Genomic DNA, 21283 nt, shown 5'->3' with positions numbered 1-21283 from the left:
GAATATGAAAGGGACAGTTCAAGTTGAACTATCCCTTTTGTCACCTTTCTCTCTCTAAATTCATACTTTAAAAACAGGTAAGATGGCCTAATGAGTTTGGAGGTAGGAGAATGGTTTTACATGTTGGAGAATTAGTGGAACGATATTCTCATAAGAGGGATATTCTTTTTCGTATTATAGAAATAAAAGGCGAGATAGCTATATTGTTTGGAGAGGAAATTAGACTGGTGGCGGATGCGCCACTTGAAGATTTAATTAGTATAGATCAAAGAGAACATAAAAAAAGGGTGAAGCGTGAGAAAGAAACAATGGAGCGCACGTACCGTTTGTTTCAACAAGATTATGTGCTGATGAAACAAAGGCATGAACATACTTCAACTGGTGGATATACAAGTGAGGTGAATTATTTTCAAATGCCAGGACGTGTATTGCATATAGATGGAGACCCTTTATATTTGCGCAAGTGCTTAGATTTATATAATAAAATTGGCGTTCCTGTTCAAGGTATTCATTGTAAAGAAACGGAGATGCATGAAAAAGTAGTAGACTTAATAGATCACTTTCGCCCAGACATTCTCGTTATTACAGGGCATGATGCATATACAAAATCAAAAGGAGTGAAGGGAGATTTAGCGGCATATAGGCATTCAAGGCATTTTGTACAGGCTGTTCGTGAAGTGCGAAAAAAATATCCATCATTGGATCAACTTGTTATTTTTGCTGGGGCATGTCAATCACATTTTGAGGCACTAATTCGTGCAGGGGCCAATTTCGCTAGTTCACCATCTAGAATTAATATTCATGCACTAGATCCTGTATATGTAGTTGGTAAAATTAGTTTTACTTCATTTATGGAGAGAGTCAATGTATGGGATGTCGTACGTAATACAATTACTGGTGAAAAGGGACTAGGTGGAATTGAAACGAGAGGGATTTTACGAACGGGATTACCTTTTCAACATTATGAAGAGTAAGCAGGGTACATATGTATCTTGCTTTTTTGTATGGAAGGATTTAAATGAATTTGGATAAAAAGAGGCAAGAACGTACAGACTACGTAATGATACTTTTACAATATAGTATTTCTTCTATCTATTCAAACGCAGGATGATATTAGCTGTGAATCGCGGTTAATAATTAGGATAGATATATCGTGCTTTAAGTGTTCAATCTAAATTACAGCGAGGTGTAGCGAAGTATATGTCAAAACGTTTAGATGAAATTAAAAGCGAATTAGATCACCATCTTGGACAGCGACTTATGTTAAAAGCAAATAGTGGAAGAAGAAAAACTGTGGAGCAATCAGGTGTACTAGCAGAAACATACCGTTCCGTTTTTGTTGTACAATTGGATCAACAAGAAGATGCGTTGCAACGTGTATCTTATAGTTATGCAGATGTTTTAACAGAGACAGTAGAGTTAACATTTTATGGAGACCCTCATAATGAGGTCATTTTATAATCCGTATATCATTACATATATTCCCAGAAATGAAAAGCTATATTATTTTGCATACTAACTATACCGTAGCAAAATAAGGAGGGACTCTGCATTGAGTAGACGAAGAGGTGTCATGTCAAACCAATTTAAAGAAGAGCTAGCAAAAGAGCTTGGCTTTTATGATGTTGTTCAGAAAGAAGGATGGGGCGGAATTCGTGCGAAAGATGCTGGTAACATGGTGAAACGTGCTATAGAAATTGCAGAACAGCAATTAATGAAACGAAACCAGTAGTTGTAAGATACTTTCTATGCTACGGTAGCCGAGGAGACATTCCTCGGCTTTTTGTACTCTAAAAGGTGCCATCATTTTACATAAGTAGTTTCATTCTGAATGCTTTTCGTTATAATTAGGGAAGTGTCATCGTCTTACTATAAATTTATGGTAAAATAAACGATAAAAGATTGAGTACATAGAGTGGGTGAATAGATTGAAGCTACTAGTGAAAGCACCAGCAAAGATTAATCTGTCGTTAGATGTACTGGGAAAAAGACAAGACGGATATCATGAAGTGAAAATGATTATGACAACCATTGATTTAGCAGATCGTCTAGAACTAACGGAATTAGCAGAAGACCGTATTGAAATTTTATCCCATAATCGGTATGTCCCAGACGACCAACGAAATTTAGCTTATCAGGCAGCGAAATTATTAAAAGAGAAGTTTAATGTAAAAAAAGGTGTATCTATTACTATTGAAAAAACGATTCCAGTAGCAGCTGGATTAGCAGGTGGAAGTAGTGATGCAGCAGCGACATTACGTGGTCTTAATAAATTATGGAATTTAGGGCTTACAATTGATGAGTTAGCAGAGCTTGGCGCAGAAATTGGATCAGATGTATCGTTCTGTGTATACGGCGGCACAGCAATTGCCACTGGAAGAGGAGAGAAAATTGAGCATATAAAGACTCCGCCTTCTTGTTGGGTTATTTTAGCGAAACCACATATAGGTGTATCTACTGCTGATGTGTATGGAAATTTAAAGTTAAATCGAGTTACACATCCAAATGTAGATAAAATGGTTGATGTCATAAATTCTGGTGATTATAAAGGAATTTGTGATACTGTTGGTAACGTTTTAGAAGATGTAACATTTGGAATGCATCCTGAAGTTGCCCGTATTAAATCACAGATGAAGCGATTTGGAGCGGATGCTGTATTAATGAGTGGAAGTGGTCCAACTGTATTTGGACTTGTACACCATGATTCACGAATGCATCGCATTTATAACGGATTAAAAGGATTTTGTGAACAAGTCTATGCGGTACGTTTATTAGGAGAGCGAGAAACGCTTGAATAAAGACGTATAATACGTTATGATTTGTTTAGAATATTCGTGATTTGAGGTGAGAGTATGAAAATTAGAAGAAGTACAAGATTAGTCGATATGACTTATTACTTGCTACAAAACCCTCGTCAGCTAGTATCTCTCACTTTTTTTGCTGAAAGGTATCAATCGGCTAAGTCTTCCATTAGTGAAGATTTAGTTATTATTAAGCAAACGTTTGAACAACAAGGGGTCGGCACATTGCAAACGATACCAGGAGCAGCAGGAGGAGTGAAATATATACCGTATATAAGTGAAGAAGAGGCAGATCTAATTATTGATGAGCTTTGTGGCTTATTTGAAAACCCAGATCGTATTTTGCCTGGTGGTTACTTATACATGACAGATTTATTGAGTAATCCTCGTCATATTAATGGCGCAGGTCGTTTGTTTGCTTCTGTTTTTGCTAGGCAACCAATTGATGCAGTTATGACGGTGGCAACGAAGGGGATTCCACTTGCTTATGCAGTGGCAAATTACTTAGATGTACCAGTTGTAATTGCAAGAAAAGATAATAAGGTAACAGAAGGTCCGACTGTTAGTATTAACTATGTGTCGGGTTCTTCTAAACGAATTCAAACAATGACGTTAGCAAAACGCAGTCTTCCAGAAGGGTCGAATGTTTTAATTATTGATGACTTCATGAAAGCTGGCGGAACAATTCAAGGTATGATGAGTATGTTAGAAGAGTTCAAGGCTAATGTTGTTGGTATTGGTGTATTAGTAGAATCCACAGATATTGAAGAACGACTAATTAATAATTTTGTATCATTAATTCGTCTATCGGAAGTTGATGTGAAAGAAAAAACGATTCAAGTGGAAAAAGGGAATTATTCTCTTGCACCATTTGATGAAGGGCTTGTAGAGGCGGAATAAAAGATAGAGCAGATAGCTCTATCTTTTTTTATTTTATTTATAGATTATAAAATAGATGGACAAACTGCCTTTCGTACACTATTTTTAAAGAGTAAAATAAATAATAAAAGGGTGAAAAGTATGAAAGTTGTTCAAACAAGCAAGGCACCACAAGCAATTGGACCTTATTCACAGGGGATTATTGTAAATAACATGTTCTATAGCTCAGGACAAATTCCATTGACGGCAAATGGGGAGCTTGTAACAGGAGATGTAACAGCACAAACAGAACAAGTATTTCAAAATTTACAAGCGGTATTAGAGGAAGCAGGTGCTTCATTTGATACAGTCGTAAAAACAACAGTATTTTTAAAGGACATGGATGATTTTAATGCTGTGAATGAAGTGTATAGCTCTTATTTCTCTACTCATAAACCAGCTCGATCTTGTGTGCAAGTAGCAAAATTACCGAAAGATGTTTCCGTTGAAATTGAAGTAATCGCCCTAGTTAAGTAACCTTTTGTAAGCGATAACCTCCACTAATCTCTATATTCAACTACTTTAAAAATTTTTATCTTAAAAATTTTTAAAAAATTAAAGGGAAAATAGAAAATTTGTGGAATTTATACAAATATATCGCTTATTTAGAAAAGGGTGGTGAACACAAGATGGAAGTGACTGACGTAAGATTACGCCGCGTAAACACAGAAGGCCGCATGAGAGCAATTGCCTCTATTACTCTAGACCATGAATTTGTTGTTCATGATATTCGTGTAATTGATGGTAATAATGGATTATTTGTAGCAATGCCAAGTAAACGTACTCCAGATGGAGAGTTCCGTGACATTGCACATCCAATTAATTCTGGTACACGCTCTAAAATTCAAGATGCGGTTTTAACAGAGTATCATCGTTTAGGCGAGTTAGAAGAGGTTGAGTTTGAAGAAGCAGGTGCTTCGTAAAATTCGAATGAAAAGGGCTTTTGACAAAAAGCCTTATAATTTTGTAGCAAACTCCTGTAAGCATTTACAGGGGTTTGTTTTTTTTTGTTTTATATTTGGAAACTTCATAATTTATTAACATAAAAAGAAGAAACTACTAATTTTTTCAAAATCATTTTAAATAGTATAGCTTATTTCTTAAAAAAGATACTAAAGAGTAAAACATCTTATAAGAATTATGGTAAAATTTAATAGTTAAAATGTGTTTCTTGAAATATATGATGATTTAGGATAATATCTTTAATGGATAAATAGGTTGCGATGGAGGGTCTATATGTCAAACAGATTTGCAGTGATTCTAGCTGCAGGTAAAGGCACACGTATGAAGTCAAAGCTATACAAAGTGCTGCATCCTGTATGTGGAAAACCTATGGTACAACACGTAGTCGATCAAGTATCTCAATTAGGATTGCAGAAACTTGTAACGGTTGTTGGACATGGTGCTGAAATGGTACAAGAACAGCTAGGGAACGTAAGTGAATTTGCATTACAAGCAGAACAACTTGGTACAGCACATGCTGTAGATCAAGCTGCAAGTGTACTTGCAAATGAAGAAGGAACAACTTTAGTTATTTGTGGTGATACGCCTCTAATAACTGCTGAAACAATGGAAGCATTACTTCAGCAACATAAAGAAGCAGGAGCAATGGCGACGGTGCTAACAGCATACATAGAAGAGCCTGCTGGATATGGCCGTATTGTTCGTAATGAGAATGGTCATGTTGAAAAGATTGTTGAGCATAAAGATGCAAATGAGAAAGAATTAGCTATTAAAGAAATCAATACAGGTACGTATTGTTTTGATAATAAGGCTTTATTTGCTTCACTTTCTAAAGTTTCAAATGATAACGTGCAAGGTGAATATTACCTTCCAGATGTTATTGAGATTTTAAAAAATGAAGGTCATATCGTATCAGCTTATCAAACAGAGCAGTTCGATGAAACGTTAGGTGTTAACGACAGAGTCGCTCTATCGCAAGCGGAAATTATTATGAAAAACCGTATCAACCGAAAGAACATGGTAAATGGTGTTACAATTATTGATCCAAGTAACACTTATATTTCTGCTGATGCAATTATCGGTAGCGATACAGTTCTTCATCCAGGAACAATTATTGAGGGGAACACTGTAATTGGTTCTGATTGTGAAATTGGACCGCATACAGTAATTCGCGATAGTGAAATTGGAGATCGTACGACAATTCGACAATCTACTGTACATGATAGTAAGCTTGGTACGGAAGTATCGGTTGGTCCATTTGCACATATTCGCCCAGATTCAGTTATTGGAGACGAAGTACGCGTTGGAAACTTCGTGGAAATCAAAAAAACTGTCTTTGGTAATAGAAGTAAAGCTTCACACTTGAGTTATATCGGGGATGCACAAGTTGGAGAAGACGTGAATCTTGGTTGTGGTTCAATTACGGTGAACTATGACGGTAAGAATAAATTCAAAACTGTGATTGGTAATGGGGTATTTATTGGATGTAATTCAAACCTTGTTGCTCCAGTAACAGTTGAAGATGGTGCTTATGTGGCGGCAGGCTCTACAATTACAGAGAATGTTCCATCAAAAGCATTATCGGTAGCACGTGCACGTCAAGTTAACAAAGAAGACTATGTTGATCAATTGCTGAATAAGAAAAAATCATAATAATGTGGAGGGTTAATCTAGATGTCGACTCAATATCTAAATTCTAATTTGAAAGTATTCTCTTTAAACTCTAATAAGGAACTTGCTGAGCAGATTGCAAAGCATATTGGAGTAGGACTAGGAAAATGTTCTGTTGATCGTTTTAGTGATGGAGAAGTTCAAATTAACATTGAAGAAAGTATCCGTGGTTGCGATGTATTCATTATTCAATCTACAAGCTTCCCAGTAAACGAACATATCATGGAATTACTTATTATGATCGATGCATTAAAACGTGCATCTGCGAAAACAATTAATATTGTTATTCCTTACTATGGTTATGCGCGTCAAGACCGTAAAGCGCGTTCTCGTGAACCAATTACATCGAAACTTGTAGCAAACTTGCTTGAAACAGCAGGTGCAACTCGTGTAATCACTCTAGATTTACATGCTCCACAAATTCAAGGGTTCTTTGATATCCCAATCGACCACTTAATGGGTGTACCGATTCTTTCTGATTACTTTGAAACAAAAGGTCTTAAAGATATCGTAATCGTGTCTCCTGATCATGGTGGTGTAACTCGTGCAAGAAAAATGGCAGATCGTCTAAAAGCGCCAATCGCTATTATTGATAAGCGTCGTCCTCGCCCGAACGTTTCAGAGGTAATGAACATTATCGGTAATATTGAAGGCAAAACAGCGATTTTAATTGATGACATCATTGATACAGCTGGTACAATTACATTAGCAGCAAACGCTCTTGTTGAGAACGGTGCTTCTGAAGTATATGCTTGCTGTACACACCCAGTATTATCTGGTCCAGCAATTGAGCGTATTCAAAATTCAAACATTAAAGAGTTAGTTGTAACGAACTCTATTGTATTACCAGAAGAGAAGAAAATCGACAAAGTACATGAACTTTCAGTTGCTCCATTAATCGGAGAAGCAATCATTCGTGTATACGAAGAAGAATCTGTGAGTGTATTATTCAATTAATTGGATAGAATGAGACGTAACCAAAATTGGTTACGTCTTTTCGTATCGAAAAAAGAAAGTAGTGGTACAAGAATGAAATTGATAGTAGGACTTGGGAACCCAGGTAGAGAATATGAATTAACAAGGCATAATATTGGATTTATGGCCATTGATGAACTTGCGAAGCGTTGGAACATTTCTTTGAATGAACAAAAATTTAAAGGTGTATTTGGTGCAGGGTTTGTTAATGGAGAAAAGGTAATCTTATTAAAGCCGCTAACATACATGAATTTATCTGGGGAAAGTATTCGTCCACTCATGGATTATTATAAAATTGATGTTGAGGACTTCGTTGTTATGTACGACGATTTAGACATTCCTGTAGGTAAATTGCGTCTTCGCATGAAAGGTAGTGCCGGTGGACATAATGGTGTAAAGTCAACGATTTCGCACTTAGGAACACAAGAATTTCAACGTATCCGTATGGGAATTGATCGCCCGAAAAATGGAATGAAGGTAGTCGATTATGTATTGGGACGCTTTACATCTGAAGAGATTCCGGATGTTAACCATTCTATTGAAAAAGCAGCGGATGCATGTGAAGAGTGGCTAAATAAGCCTTTTCTTCAAATCATGAATACTTTCAATAGTTAAAAATGAGATTGGGAATATTTCTCTTTTGTTTTACCCATACTAGTAGTAATTGAATTTTTAGGAGGCTAGTATGGAAGGGTATTATTATTGCAGACACTGCGGAGGTAATGTAGGCTCCATTAACGCAGAAAAAGTATATAGCGACGTTTTATTTCAACTAACGGAGCAAGAAGTAGTAGAAATGATTCATTTTCATGAGAATGGAAATATATATATAAAAACGATTTGTGAATCGTGTCAAGAAACGCTCGCATCTTATCCTGAGTATTATGAGTATGAAAAATTTCTGCAATAAAATGTTGTCGCTTTGGCATGTCCAAAGCATTTTTCTGTTTTCCTTTTCCAAAATATTTGCATAAAATAGAATGACTTGCTCTTTATGTTGAGAGGAGTTTTAAAAATGATAGGTTTATTAGAGCAATTTTATAAAAATGAAGAGATACAATCGGTTATTAATGGGTTAGAAGATGGGTTAAAAGAACAACTTATATCAGGGATGGCAACGTCTTCTCGTTCATTATTAATGGCGGCTTTATATAAAAAAACAAAAAAATCACAATTAATCGTGACACATAACTTATACCAAGCACAAAAAGTACATGAAGATTTAGTGGCGTTACTTGGTGAAAAAGATGTGTGGTTATATCCAGTGAATGAACTGATAGCATCGGAAATTGGAGTTGCAAGTCCAGAATTGAAGGCGCAACGTATAGAAGTGTTAAATCGCTTGGCTGCGGGAGAGAATGGAATCATTGTAGCGCCAGTGGCAGGATTGCGTAGATTTTTACCAATAAAAGAATTGTGGAAGCAAAAGCAAGTTGAAATCAATCTAGGGCAAGAGATTGATTTAGATGCGCTCTTGCATACTTTACATCATATTGGCTATGAACGTAAGTCGATGGTAGAAGCTCCAGGGGAGTTCAGTTTGCGTGGGGGAATATTAGATATTTATCCTTTAACTGAAGAACTACCATTTCGTATTGAATTCTTTGATACAGAAGTCGATTCTATTCGATTATTTGATGTGGATGAACAGCGTTCTCAAGGTAAAAAAGAAAGCGTTAGGTTTGGTCCGGCAACAGAGTTTTTATTTTCACAGGAAGAATTAAAATCAGGAATTCAGCATCTTGAAGAAGGCTTGACTAAGACGATGCAAAAACTTTCTGATGATAAACTAAAGACTAAAGTGCTTGAGACGGTAAGTCATGAAATTGAGATGTTGAAAAACGGGCAAAGTATAGAACAGATGTTTAAATACTTATCTATTTTCTATAAAGAACCTGCTAGTCTGATAGATTATTTACCAGAAGATGGTGTTGTAATTTTAGATGAGATTTCCCGTATTCAAGAGACAGCATCACATCTTGAAACAGAAGAGGCGGAATGGTATATATCACTTCTTGGTGAAGGAACAATTATTCAAGATTTATCTTTCTCTCACCCATTCGAGGGGTTTCTTCATCATAAAAAAAGAAGTTTTGTATATTTAACGTTATTCTTGCGTCATATCGCACACACACATCCGCAAAATATTGTTAATGTAACATGTAAAACAATGCAAGATTTCCATGGACAGATGAATTTGTTAAAAACAGAAATTGATAGATGGAATGAAGGGCATTTTACGACTGTTGTACTTGGAACAGATGATGAACGTGTGAAAAAATTACAACATATTTTAAGTGATTATGATATTGAGGCAGATATTGTAGAAGGTACAGATATTTTATTGCCTGGAAGGTTACAGATTGCTGTAGGTGATTTACATGCAGGATTTGAAATGCCGATGCAAAAGCTTGTTGTCATTACTGAAAAGGAGCTTTTTCATAAGAAAGTTAAAAAATCACAACGTAAACAAAAGTTATCGAATGCTGAACGTATTAAAAGTTATTCAGAATTAAAAGTTGGAGATTATGTAGTTCACGTAAATCATGGTATAGGTAAATTTTTAGGTATTGAGACATTAGAGATTAATGGTGTTCATAAAGATTATTTAAATATTAAATACCAAGGTAATGATAAGCTATACGTTCCAATTGAACAAATTGATCAAGTTCAAAAATATGTAGGATCTGAAGGTAAGGATCCGAAAGTTTATAAATTAGGTGGTAATGATTGGAAGAAGGTTAAAACGAAAGTTGAAAAATCTGTACAAGACATTGCGGATGACCTAATTAAACTATATGCTGAGCGCGAAGCTTCAAAAGGCTATGCATATACGCCAGATACGGCAGAACAACAAGAGTTCGAATCATCTTTCCCGTATCAAGAGACAGAGGATCAGTTACGTTCTATTGACGAGATTAAAAAAGATATGGAACGCGGACGCCCGATGGATAGACTCCTTTGTGGTGACGTAGGGTATGGAAAGACTGAAGTGGCTATTCGTGCGGCATTTAAAGCAATTATGGATGAAAAACAAGTTGCAATTTTAGTACCGACAACGATTCTTGCGCAGCAACACTATGAAACAATTCGAGAGCGTTTTCAAGATTATCCGATCAATATAGGCTTATTAAGTAGATTCCGTACGAGAAAACAACAAAATGAAACAATTAAGGGCTTAAAGGATGGAACAGTAGATATTGTAATCGGAACACATCGTATTTTATCTAAAGATGTTACGTATAAAGATTTAGGGCTTCTTATTATTGATGAAGAACAAAGATTTGGTGTAACACATAAAGAAAAAATTAAACAATTGAAGGCGAATGTTGACGTATTAACATTAACGGCAACTCCGATTCCGCGGACGCTTCATATGTCTATGCTTGGTGTGCGCGACTTATCTGTTATTGAGACACCACCAGAAAATCGTTTCCCAGTCCAAACGTATGTAGTCGAGTATAATCCAGCGTTAATGCGAGAGGCGATAGAGCGAGAGCTTGCAAGAGGTGGTCAAGTTTACTTCCTATATAACCGTGTAGAGGATATTGAAAGAAAAGCAGATGAAATTTCGATGTTAGTTCCAGATGCCCGCGTAACGTACGCACATGGGAAAATGAACGAAAGCGAATTAGAGTCTGTTATGCTATCATTTTTAGAAGGACAGCATGATGTTCTTGTAAGTACAACAATTATTGAGACGGGTGTAGATATTCCGAATGTAAATACGTTAATTGTATTTGATGCAGATCGTATGGGATTATCACAGTTGTATCAGCTTCGTGGGCGTGTTGGACGTTCTAATCGTGTTGCATATGCATACTTTGCATATAAACGTGACAAAGTGCTGTCAGAGGTTGCAGAGAAGCGTCTACAAGCAATTAAAGAGTTCACGGAACTTGGATCTGGTTTCAAAATTGCGATGAGAGATTTATCTATTCGTGGAGCAGGTAATTTGTTAGGGGCAGAACAGCATGGATTTATTGATTCTGTCGGATTTGATCTATATTCTCAAATGTTAAAAGATGCAATTGAACAGCGTAGAGGAACAGATGGGGCTGAAAATATAGTTAATGTTGAAATTGACTTAGAGGTAGATGCATACTTACCAGATGCTTATATTTCAGATAGTAAGCAAAAAATTATGATGTATAAACAATTTAGAGGTGTTTCTGCAATTGAGGATATTGAAGAATTGCAGGAAGAAATGATCGACAGATTTGGCGATTATCCACAAGAAGTTGGTTATTTATTACAAATTGCAAATATTAAAGTGTTGGCAATGAAAGAACAAATTGAATTAATTAAGCAGAATAAATTTGAAGTAACATTCCTGTTTTCTGAACAAGCAAGTCAAAATATTGATGGTGGAAAATTATTCATGCTCGGAAATAGTTTTGGACGTATGATCGGTTTAGGAATGGAAGGATCACAATTGAAAATTGTTATGAAAACAAATGGCTTAGAGACATCGAAGTGGTTAACAATTGCTGAAAATTTATTAAAAGGCTTACCAGATGTAAAAAAAGAAGTAATAAATGCCTAAAATAAGATAAAAAAATACAATTCGACGTGCATAGAAGAACTAATGTGTAAAATACTATATCTAACAGTTGGTGATTTTTACATGAACAGGTAAATTCACCACTTTGATCATCAGTAGAAAGTGAGGCAGCATTAGAATGAAAGCAACTGGAATCGTACGTCGAATTGATGATTTAGGCAGGGTTGTAATCCCGAAGGAAATTCGTAGAACTTTACGTATTCGAGAAGGAGACCCACTAGAAATATTTGTTGATCGCGATGGAGAGGTAATTTTAAAGAAGTATTCTCCAATTAGTGAGCTAGGTGATTTTGCAAAAGAATATGCTGATGCTTTATATGACAGCTTAGGACATAATGTGCTTGTGTGTGATCGAGATTCTATCATCGCAGTATCAGGCGTATCGAAAAAAGAATACTTAAATAAAAGTGTTGGCGATTTAATTGAAAAAACGATGGAAGAACGAAAGTCTGTTATTATGACGGATGAAAGTGATATTTCCATTATTGATGGTGTAACAGAAAAGGTTCATTCTTATACAGTTGGACCAATTGTTGCAAACGGAGATCCGATTGGAGCCGTCATTATTTTTTCAAAAGAAGCTATTATAAGCGAGATCGAGCATAAAGCGGTTAATACTGCTGCCAGTTTCTTAGCGAAACAAATGGAACAGTAAGGGTATATTGATTTTAGAAGTAGCAATCTTTCCTAATTATGATCTTTCTTTTTGAGAAATCAATTATTTGGAGATATATGTATATTGAATAAAGGTAGCACTTTGCTACCTTTTTTCGTTGAATATTTTTAACGTGTAGGAACTCATTATTACCCGTGTTGGTAAGGGAGTTTGTTCTTTTCTTTATGATATAATACGAGAGGTGAGAATAGAAAAAGGAGTTTTCTTGTATGGAAGCGAAGAAGTATCAAGCCTTTTGGCGTGGGGCTATTATATTAACGATTGCAAGTTTTGTTACAAAAGTATTAAGCGCTTTTTACCGTATTCCATATCAAAATATAGCGGGGGATATTGGGTTTTATATTTACCAACAAATTTACCCGTTTTATGGATTTTGTTTAATTTTAGCTACTTATGGATTTCCTGTTATCATTTCGAAAATGGTTGCAGAACGACTAGAGCGGGGAAAACAAAAAGAAGCAGAAGAAATTATTTGTGTATCTTTTTGGTTCTTATTAGGAATTGGTTTTATAGGCTTCTTTACATTGTTTTTTGGGGCTGAAACAATTGCGGTAGCTATGGGCGATATACACTTAGATAAGTTACTACGTGTTATTTCATTTTCATTCTTATTGATGCCATTTTTGTCTGTAGCAAGAGGGTATTTTCAAGGATTTAATAATATGATGCCAACGGCTGTTTCGCAAGTAATAGAACAAACAATTCGAGTTTCTATTATTGTATTTTTATCGCTATTCCTAATTGCTCACGGATTTGATTTATATACAGTTGGTGCAGGGGCTATGTTAGGCTCAATTGCGGGTGGACTTATTGGGATTATTGTACTTATATTGTATATGCGTCAAGATTTTCGTTCTATATTTTTCAAAAGTGCAGCGAGAATTAAGGGTAAAAGGAAGATAGTTAAAATCCTTTTTTGGCAGGGGTTAGCGATTTGTGTTAGTAATTTAGTGCTTATTTTTATACAGATGGCTGATTCAGTGTCCTTTTACAGCTTACTTATTGGTGCTGGAGAACAGGCTGAAAATGCAAAGGTATTAAAGGGTGTTTATGATAGAAGTATTCCGCTAATGCAATTAGGTACTGTTGTGACGACTTCTTTCTCGTTGTCACTTATTCCGATTATTACAGCGGCGAAGGAAAGAGGAGATCTTTCCTTTATTCAAGAAAAGGTAAAGTTAGCAATGAAAATAACATTTGTTATTGGACTTGCAGCAGCTATTGGACTAACTTGTATTATTCAACCTACCAATATTATGTTGTTTGAAAACAGTGATGGATCAGATGTTTTATCTATTTTATCGTTATCTATTTTATTTAGTTCATTGTCAATTACGACAGCTTCTATTTTACAAGGATTAGGGCAAACGTTTAAGCCAGCATTATTTGTTGTATTTGGAGGTTGCTTAAAGTTAGCGTTAAATTATATATTCATGCCTTATTTTGGTGTGAAAGGTGCAGCCTTTGCGACTTTATGTGCGTTAATTATAATCTCTGGACTAAATAGTTTGTTGCTTACGAGAGCTGTATCAGGGGCACTTATCAATAAGCGAAATATGTTAGGGATAGTAATTAGTGGCATTTGTATGGGATTTGTATTAATGATGTTCACACGTGTGTTACATATGTCTGGATTAGTAATTAATACGGAACATAGAGGAAGCGCGACGCTTGAAGCGTTGTTAGGTGTAGCCATCGGCGGATTGACATATATGTTTTTTATTTTGAAATTACGTGTATTTACAAAAAAAGAATTAGGAACCGTTATGAAACAAGAGGAAAAAGAAGGTTCATTGAAGAAGAGTGGATAGAGGTGACTGGTTGTGAGTGGAATCATTACTATTTTAGGTTTAGGAGCTGGTGAATTAGATCAGCTAACGATGGGTGTATATCGAAAAATAAAAGAAGCAGACCATCTGTTTGTTAGAACGAAAGAACATCCAGTTATAGAAGAATTGGAGAAAGAAGGCGTACAATATACGTCTTTTGATGCTGTATATGAAGCACATGATACGTTTGAAATTGTATATGAAACAATTGCGAATAAATTGCTAGAACAAGCTGAAGGTACAGAAATTATCTATGCTGTTCCCGGGCATCCACTTGTAGCAGAAAGAACAGTTCAGCTACTGTTGGAAAAAGGAGAAGTTTCAAATGTTGAAGTGCGAATTGAGGGTGGACAAAGTTTCCTTGATCCTATGTTTGCAAGTCTAAAGATTGATCCGATTGAAGGATTCCAATTACTTGATGCTACATCATTTGAAAGAGGGCAATTAGAACTGCGTCAACATTTAATCTTTTGCCAAGTATATGATGCATTCGTTGCATCTGATGTGAAATTAACATTAATGGAGATGTTACCAGATGATTATGAAGTGTATATCGTAACAGCTGCAGGAACTTCATTTGAACAAGTAAAGAAGGTACCGTTGTACATGTTAGATCATGAAACGGAATTGAATAATTTAACGAGTGTGTACGTGCCGCCAGTTCAGGAGCGTGCGTCCTTGTATCAACAGTTTGATGTTCTTAGAGAAATTATTGCGGAACTTCGTGGTCCAAATGGTTGTCCGTGGGATAAAAAGCAAACACATCAATCATTAAAGAAATATTTAATTGAGGAAGCTTATGAAGTGTTGGAAGCAATCGATGAAGAGGATGATGATCACTTAGTAGAAGAATTAGGTGATATATTATTACAAGTTATGCTTCATGCTCAAATCGGAGAAGATGAAGGTTGGTTCTCTATAGATGATATCATTCGAACTCTATCTGAGAAAATGGTTCGTCGCCATCCGCATGTGTTTGGAAATACGGATGTAAACAGCGCTGATGAAGTGATTGCAAATTGGGAAGAGATTAAAAAACAAGAAAAAGGATTCGTGAAAGAATCTGTTTTAAATGGCGTTCCAAAAAGTTTGCCGCAGTTACTACGCGCCTATGAAATTCAGAAGAAAGCTGGTAAGGTTGGATTTGATTGGGTTGATGTGCAACCGATGATAGAGAAAGCCTTGGAAGAATGGCAAGAGTTCCAACAAGAAGTTACAAATATGGATGAGGAAAAGATGCTAGGTGAGTTTGGTGATTTACTCTTTGCATTTGTTAATATAGCTCGTCATTACAAAATAGATCCAGAAGAGGCGTTACGTTCAACTAATGAGAAATTCACTGGTCGTTTTTTATACATGGAGGCAAAAGTAGCTGAAATGAATAAAGAGATGAAAGATTTATCATTAGAACAGTTAGATGTTTTATGGGAAGAAGCGAAACAGACAGAGCGTTAATAGGGGGATTTGATATGCGTCTAGATAAGTTTTTAAAAGTATCACGTTTAATTAAAAGAAGAACATTAGCGAAAGAAGTAGCTGATCAAGGAAGAATATCTATTAATGGTCAGGTGGCAAAAGCGAGTTCTGATGTGAAAGTAGCTGACGAATTAACAATTCGTTTTGGTCAAAAAATAGTGACTGTGAAAATAAATGAATTAAAAGAAACAACTAAAAAAGAAGATGCAGCAAATATGTATAGCTTAGTTCGTGAAGAAAAAGTAAAAGCGGAAGAAGGCTTGTTCTAAAATCATTTATCCCCTCATACATTACTATTAGCTAGTAAAAACCTATGGGGGGATTTACGTGAATAATGGTTACTCACCTACGTCTTCTAATCAACAAAATGTTTCTGTAGAGCATGACATTATTATGCGCGGCAGGCGTATAATTGATATTACCGGTGTAAAGCAGGTAGAGAGTTTTGATAGCGAAGAGTTTTTACTAGAGACCGTAATGGGTTTTTTAACGATTCGTGGTCAAAATTTACAAATGAAAAATTTAGATGTGGAAAAAGGTATTGTGTCGATTAAAGGGAAAGTTAATGAGATGCTGTATATTGATGAAAATCAAGGGGAAAAAACTAAAGGTTTCTTTAGTAAGTTGTTTAAATGAGCTTAACAATTCAGTTGTATACAATGCTTTCAATGATTGGAATGGGTGCTTGGATTGGAGCGTCTTTAGATACATATCAACGTTTTTTAAAGCGCCAAGAACGTAAACGTTGGCTTGTATGTATACATGATATATTATTTTGGATTGTCCAAGCATTATTCGTCTTTTATGTATTGCTTCTCGTAAATGAAGCTGAGCTACGTATATATGTGTTTTTGGCATTATTATGTGGTTTTGCGGCATATCAAAGCTTACTGAAGGCACTATACATGAAGCTGTTAAATTTTCTCATCTATATTTTTATGCAAACAACATATTTTTTTGTTCGAATTATACAGCTACTCATGATAAAACCTGTTATTATTATAGCGCAGCTATTTATTGCATTTATATTATTCTTATTTCGTATACTGCTTTCAATTGGACATGTGTTATGGAAAATGGTGATTTGGATATTACTTTTCATATGGAAAGTTTTTTTCTGGCCTGTTCGATTTATTGCTTCGCTCATATGGAAACTTCTCCCTAATCGTGTTAAACTTTTTATAGTGAAACATATAGGGTTCCTGCAATATATAGCAAAATTGAAGGGACATATCTTCCAATTATGGGAGCGTATAAAAAAGAAGTTAGGGGGACCTCGGAAATGAGGGAACTGAGACAAAGAACAATCGAAAAACAGAGTCCAAATCCTGTTAAAGAGCATATAATACAAACGGATGAGAACAGGAAGCGACTTTATCGCCGTTTAGCGGTTTTTCTTGTCTTTACTTTTACAATTATTGCGAGTATTAGTGTAACGTTTTATCAACAAAACAGTTCCATTAAAGCAAAAGAAGCAAAAGTTAAGGACATGAAAAAAGAACTGGATTCATTAACGAATAAAGAAAAAAGTCTAAAAGACGAAGTTCAAAAGTTAAATGATGAAGAGTACGTATTAAAGATTGCTAGAAGGGATTATTTCTTCTCTGGTAAAGGGGAGATAATTTTTCCTGTTTCTAAGTAGAGTATGTCTTATTGACACTATATTTTAGGATTATATATAATAAAGTAAAATTTGACTTTTTAACCACTAAGGAGGAGCATTTTTTTTATGTCAATCGAGGTAGGCAGCAAGTTACAGGGTAAAGTAACAGGTATTACAAATTTTGGGGCTTTTGTGGAGCTGCCAGAGGGCTTAACGGGTCTTGTTCATATTAGTGAAGTTGCTGATAACTATGTAAAAGATATTAACGATCACTTAAAAGTGGGCGACCAAGTAGAAGTAAAAGTTATTAATGTTGAAAAAGATGGAAAGATTGGTTTATCTATCAAAAAAGCGAAAGAACGTGAAAAAACAGAAGGAGATCGTCCACGCGGTGAATACCAACGCGGTGGTGATCAACAACGTTCTGGACGTCCACAACGTAATAATCGCTCTTTCAACAGAGATAATCGCGGTGGCGGTAACGACCGAGCTCCGAAAGAAACATTTGAGCAAAAGATGGCACGCTTCTTAAAAGATAGCGAAGATCGCTTAACTTCTTTAAAGCGTAACACAGAGTCTAAACGTGGTGGCCGTGGCGCGCGTCGCGGATAATAAGAACGTTTAGTTTTTAACATATAGAGAGGTACCCAGGGTGATGGCTCAGGGTGCTTTTTTATATGTAAAAATATATTTTTAAAAAAGTTTTTGAGATGTGTTGACTTTAATTAGTATCTGATGTAAGATACTAATTGTCCGTTAAATAAGACGACATGGCGGTGTAGCTCAGCTGGCTAGAGCGTACGGTTCATACCCGTGAGGTCGGGGGTTCGATCCCCTCCGCCGCTATATTTAATTTAACGGCCCGTTGGTCAAGTGGTTAAGACACCGCCCTTTCACGGCGGTAACACGGGTTCGAATCCCGTACGGGTCATCAAAAAAAGATCATGCAAATTTGCATGATCTTTTTTTGTTAAATAAATTAAGATATACAACACTTCTACAAAATCACCCTATATTTTCTGAATATTTAATTAAAATATCAAAAATAACTTACATACCGTGTATATCTGTAGAGTTATTTCGAATAAAAAGTCGAACGATTATAAAAGTGAAAACTGTTGTTTTGACAAAAAAACCAACAATCGTCTTTTATAATGACAGTAATTAAACTATGCAGGTGGTGTTAAAAATATGCCTAAAGCAGGAAGGAATACTATGAATACAAGTGCATTGGCAATGAATGAGAGTCAGCTTGGAGGAATAAAGTGGACGAGTAAGTTGCGAATGAAATTTGAGCAAGTTTTCTTTAGATGGGGATTTATTATTGTTGTTATTGGTTTTCTTTTGGGACGAGCATATATATTAACAAATATTTTACCGTTTGCACTGCCATTTTTTGCTGCTGTTTATGTTATGAAGCGGGATAAGATGCCGCTAGCATTTTTAGCTCTAATGGGAGGAGCTCTTTCAGTATCGATAGATAATTTGTTTTTTACCTTTGCATCCATCTTTACCTTCTTCATTTATAATATCTTCTTTAGTCGATTTACACGTAAAACTGTTGGACTTGTTCCATTTCAAGTATTTATCTCCGCATTAACAGCACACTTAGTTGTTGTATATTTTGCGCAACAAACTGTCACCATGTACGATTTACTCGTTAGTACTATCGAGGCTGGACTTAGTTTCGTATTAACTATGATATTTTTACAAAGTGTCCCGCTTTTAGTGGAAAGGAAAGGAAAACAACAGGCATTAGAGACGGAAGAAATTGTTTGTTTGATTATATTACTAGCATCTGTTTTAACAGGTACAACAGATTGGTTTGTATATGATGCTTCTATTCAACATATTTTTACAAGGTATTTAGTGCTAGTATTTGCATTTATTGCGGGTGCTGCCACAGGATCTACAGTGGGGGTTGTAACAGGACTAATATTAAGTTTAGCAAATGTGTCTAGCTTGTCTCAGCTTAGCCTTCTTGCTTTTTCTGGATTGCTTGGTGGATTGTTAAAAGAAGGGAAGCGTTTAGGTGTTAGTTTAGGTTTATTAATTGGGACAAGCTTAATTACATTATATGTAGACAAACAGACAAATATTGTAACAACTTTAATTGAGTCAGGTGTAGCGATTGTTATCTTCTTATTAACACCGCAGCTTGTTTTGGATCGTATTGCTAAATTTATGCCAGGTACACAAGAGCATTCGCAAGATCAACAACAATATTTAAGAAGGATGCGTGATGTTACAGCAAATAAAATCAACCAATTTGCAAATGTATTTGCTGCTTTATCTAATAGCTTTTCTGTATATGGGTATGTAGAGGAAGAAGATAAAGAGACAGAAGCAGATTTGTTTTTGAGTACAATTACTGCGAAAACATGTCAAACATGCTTTAAAAAGGATCAATGCTGGGTAGTGAATTTTGATAAAACGTACGATTATATGAAACAAATAATGAATGAAACGGAAGAAGGAACCCTGCAACATAATCGTAAATTAGTTCGTGAGTGGGACAAGCATTGTGTGAGAGGGAAAAAAGTGACGGATTTAGTAGCAGGTGAATTAGATCACTTCTATGAGGGTCAAAAATTACGAAAACAAATGAAGGAAAATCGTAGAATAGTAGCCGAGCAACTATTAGGTGTATCAAAGGTTATGGAGGATTTTGCTAAGGAGATACAACGAGAGCGTGAAAATCATCAAGTGCAGGAAGAACAGATTATGCAAGCGTTCCGTGATTTTGGTGTCGAAGTAGAGCATGTTGATATTTATTGTTTAGATAGAGGAAGTATTGATATTGAAATGTTAATTCCAGTTGCATCTAATGAACATGGTGAGTGTGAAAAATTAGTTGCACCGATGCTTTCGGATATCCTTAAAGAAAATATTGTCGTTAAACATGAAGAAAAGTCTTCTTATCCAAATGGCCATAGTTTAATATCATTTGGTTCGGCAAAGACGTATTCTCTTGATACAGGATTGGCTACAGCTGCAAAAGGCGGTGGATTTGTTTCGGGTGACTCTTATGCGATGATGGATTTAAGTGTTGGTAAATATGCACTTGCAATTAGTGATGGTATGGGTAATGGGCAAAGAGCTCATATGGAAAGTAAGGAAACGGTGAAATTATTACAAAAAATACTCCAATCAGGCATTGATGAAGAAATAGCAATTAAGTCTATCAATTCAATTCTTTCTTTGAGAACGACAGAAGAAATGTTTACGACATTAGATTTAGCTATGGTAGATTTGCGGGATGCGAGTGCAAGGTTTTTAAAGATTGGATCGACGCCGAGTTTTGTTAAACGTGCAAATAATATTTTGAAAATTGAAGCAAGTAATTTACCGATGGGAATCATCGAAGATGTTGAAGTTGATGTGGTGGGTGAACAATTAAAAACGGGCGATATTCTTATTATGATGAGCGATGGGATTTTTGAAGGAGCGCAGCATGTGGAGAATCATGAATTGTGGATGAAACGAAAAATTAAAGAATTGCAAACCGAAGACCCGCAAGAAATTGCTGATATCATTATGGAAGAAGTGATTCGCTCTTGTGACGGTTATATAAATGATGATATGACTATTGTAGTGGCAAAAGTGAAGAAAAATATGCCCAAGTGGGCTACGATTCCGATTGTAGGAATGCAGGCGCAGTAAAATGTAAGTGGAATGTTTATCTATAATTTGATTTTAAAAACCTAGGTGTATGAAGTGACCCCCGAAAAGGGGACACCAATCAAAACACCTAAACCACTTGTTCCCTAAATTCTTTAGGGGATAGGTGGTTTAATTTTTCTTGAA

At 35.7% G+C, this 21283-nt stretch carries 21 protein-coding genes and 2 tRNA genes; all 23 read left to right on the top strand.

What is annotated here, in order from left to right; genetic code table 11:
- Positions 1-110: 110 nt before the first annotated feature.
- Positions 111-974, top strand: a complete 864-nt coding sequence (gene yabG / locus F3I02_RS16100; protein WP_000242868.1) for a sporulation peptidase YabG — start codon at positions 111-113, stop codon at positions 972-974.
- Between the two features lie 226 nt (positions 975-1200).
- Positions 1201-1461 carry a biofilm formation stimulator Veg gene (gene veg, locus F3I02_RS16095; RefSeq protein WP_000044347.1) on the top strand — a complete coding sequence of 87 codons (261 nt, stop codon included), beginning with the start codon at positions 1201-1203 and terminating at the stop codon, positions 1459-1461.
- 91 nt (positions 1462-1552) lie between these two features.
- Positions 1553-1732 (top strand): acid-soluble spore protein SspF, encoded by a 180-nt coding sequence (gene sspF, locus F3I02_RS16090; protein WP_002094215.1) that lies wholly within the window; start codon positions 1553-1555, stop codon positions 1730-1732.
- Positions 1733-1928: 196 nt separating this feature from the next.
- Complete coding sequence (ispE, locus tag F3I02_RS16085; protein ID WP_000772104.1) at positions 1929-2798, top strand: 4-(cytidine 5'-diphospho)-2-C-methyl-D-erythritol kinase; 870 nt, start codon at positions 1929-1931, stop codon at positions 2796-2798.
- Positions 2799-2852: 54 nt separating this feature from the next.
- On the top strand, positions 2853-3701 hold the full coding sequence (purR, locus tag F3I02_RS16080; protein ID WP_000702466.1) for a pur operon repressor: 849 nt from the start codon (positions 2853-2855) through the stop codon (positions 3699-3701).
- Positions 3702-3821: 120 nt separating this feature from the next.
- Positions 3822-4196 carry a RidA family protein gene (locus F3I02_RS16075; protein ID WP_000869814.1) on the top strand — a complete coding sequence of 125 codons (375 nt, stop codon included), beginning with the start codon at positions 3822-3824 and terminating at the stop codon, positions 4194-4196.
- A gap of 152 nt (positions 4197-4348) precedes the next feature.
- Positions 4349-4642: a septation regulator SpoVG gene (gene spoVG, locus F3I02_RS16070; protein WP_000454041.1), complete on the top strand. Its 294-nt coding sequence runs from the start codon at positions 4349-4351 to the stop codon at positions 4640-4642.
- A gap of 313 nt (positions 4643-4955) precedes the next feature.
- Complete coding sequence (gene glmU, locus F3I02_RS16065) at positions 4956-6335, top strand: bifunctional UDP-N-acetylglucosamine diphosphorylase/glucosamine-1-phosphate N-acetyltransferase GlmU (protein WP_000071039.1); 1380 nt, start codon at positions 4956-4958, stop codon at positions 6333-6335.
- Between the two features lie 21 nt (positions 6336-6356).
- Complete coding sequence (locus F3I02_RS16060; RefSeq protein WP_000107420.1) at positions 6357-7310, top strand: ribose-phosphate diphosphokinase; 954 nt, start codon at positions 6357-6359, stop codon at positions 7308-7310.
- A 72-nt stretch (positions 7311-7382) separates the two neighbouring features.
- Positions 7383-7943 (top strand): aminoacyl-tRNA hydrolase, encoded by a 561-nt coding sequence (pth, locus tag F3I02_RS16055; protein ID WP_000767702.1) that lies wholly within the window; start codon positions 7383-7385, stop codon positions 7941-7943.
- A 70-nt stretch (positions 7944-8013) separates the two neighbouring features.
- Positions 8014-8238: an anti-sigma-F factor Fin family protein gene (locus F3I02_RS16050; protein ID WP_000399438.1), complete on the top strand. Its 225-nt coding sequence runs from the start codon at positions 8014-8016 to the stop codon at positions 8236-8238.
- Positions 8239-8343: 105 nt separating this feature from the next.
- Entirely contained in the window at positions 8344-11874 is a 3531-nt protein-coding gene (gene mfd, locus F3I02_RS16045; protein WP_000579681.1) for a transcription-repair coupling factor, read from the top strand.
- A gap of 136 nt (positions 11875-12010) precedes the next feature.
- On the top strand, positions 12011-12547 hold the full coding sequence (spoVT, locus tag F3I02_RS16040) for a stage V sporulation protein T (RefSeq protein ID WP_000648302.1): 537 nt from the start codon (positions 12011-12013) through the stop codon (positions 12545-12547).
- A 230-nt stretch (positions 12548-12777) separates the two neighbouring features.
- On the top strand, positions 12778-14379 hold the full coding sequence (locus F3I02_RS16035; RefSeq protein ID WP_000387584.1) for a putative polysaccharide biosynthesis protein: 1602 nt from the start codon (positions 12778-12780) through the stop codon (positions 14377-14379).
- 12 nt (positions 14380-14391) lie between these two features.
- Positions 14392-15852 (top strand): bifunctional methyltransferase/pyrophosphohydrolase YabN, encoded by a 1461-nt coding sequence (yabN, locus tag F3I02_RS16030; protein ID WP_000014239.1) that lies wholly within the window; start codon positions 14392-14394, stop codon positions 15850-15852.
- A gap of 14 nt (positions 15853-15866) precedes the next feature.
- Positions 15867-16142, top strand: a complete 276-nt coding sequence (locus F3I02_RS16025) for an RNA-binding S4 domain-containing protein (RefSeq protein WP_001234876.1) — start codon at positions 15867-15869, stop codon at positions 16140-16142.
- A gap of 58 nt (positions 16143-16200) precedes the next feature.
- Positions 16201-16509 (top strand): sporulation protein YabP, encoded by a 309-nt coding sequence (gene yabP, locus F3I02_RS16020; protein ID WP_001059104.1) that lies wholly within the window; start codon positions 16201-16203, stop codon positions 16507-16509.
- The gene (gene yabQ, locus F3I02_RS16015) at positions 16506-17159 is read left to right on the top strand and encodes a spore cortex biosynthesis protein YabQ (protein ID WP_196478172.1); all 654 of its coding nucleotides are present in this window, start codon (positions 16506-16508) and stop codon (positions 17157-17159) included. The genes yabP and yabQ overlap by 4 nt, the downstream gene beginning before the upstream one ends.
- Positions 17156-17515 (top strand): cell division protein DivIC, encoded by a 360-nt coding sequence (divIC, locus tag F3I02_RS16010; RefSeq protein ID WP_001208739.1) that lies wholly within the window; start codon positions 17156-17158, stop codon positions 17513-17515. Before yabQ ends, divIC begins: the two co-directional genes overlap by 4 nt.
- A gap of 87 nt (positions 17516-17602) precedes the next feature.
- Positions 17603-18088, top strand: coding sequence for a S1 domain-containing RNA-binding protein (locus F3I02_RS16005; RefSeq protein ID WP_000021451.1), 486 nt, complete (start codon positions 17603-17605; stop codon positions 18086-18088).
- A 160-nt stretch (positions 18089-18248) separates the two neighbouring features.
- Positions 18249-18322 (top strand) — tRNA-Met (locus F3I02_RS16000).
- A 13-nt stretch (positions 18323-18335) separates the two neighbouring features.
- A tRNA-Glu gene (locus F3I02_RS15995) sits at positions 18336-18407 on the top strand.
- A gap of 260 nt (positions 18408-18667) precedes the next feature.
- Positions 18668-21139 carry a stage II sporulation protein E gene (spoIIE, locus tag F3I02_RS15990; RefSeq protein ID WP_001123553.1) on the top strand — a complete coding sequence of 824 codons (2472 nt, stop codon included), beginning with the start codon at positions 18668-18670 and terminating at the stop codon, positions 21137-21139.
- Positions 21140-21283 lie beyond the last annotated feature (144 nt).

The organism is Bacillus sp. SRB3LM (assembly GCF_015712745.1).
Classification (GTDB): Bacteria; Bacillota; Bacilli; order Bacillales; family Bacillaceae_G; genus Bacillus_A; species Bacillus_A thuringiensis_K.
The sequence above is the reverse complement of the archived record's forward strand: the minus strand, read 5'-3'. Positions and strand labels throughout refer to the sequence as shown.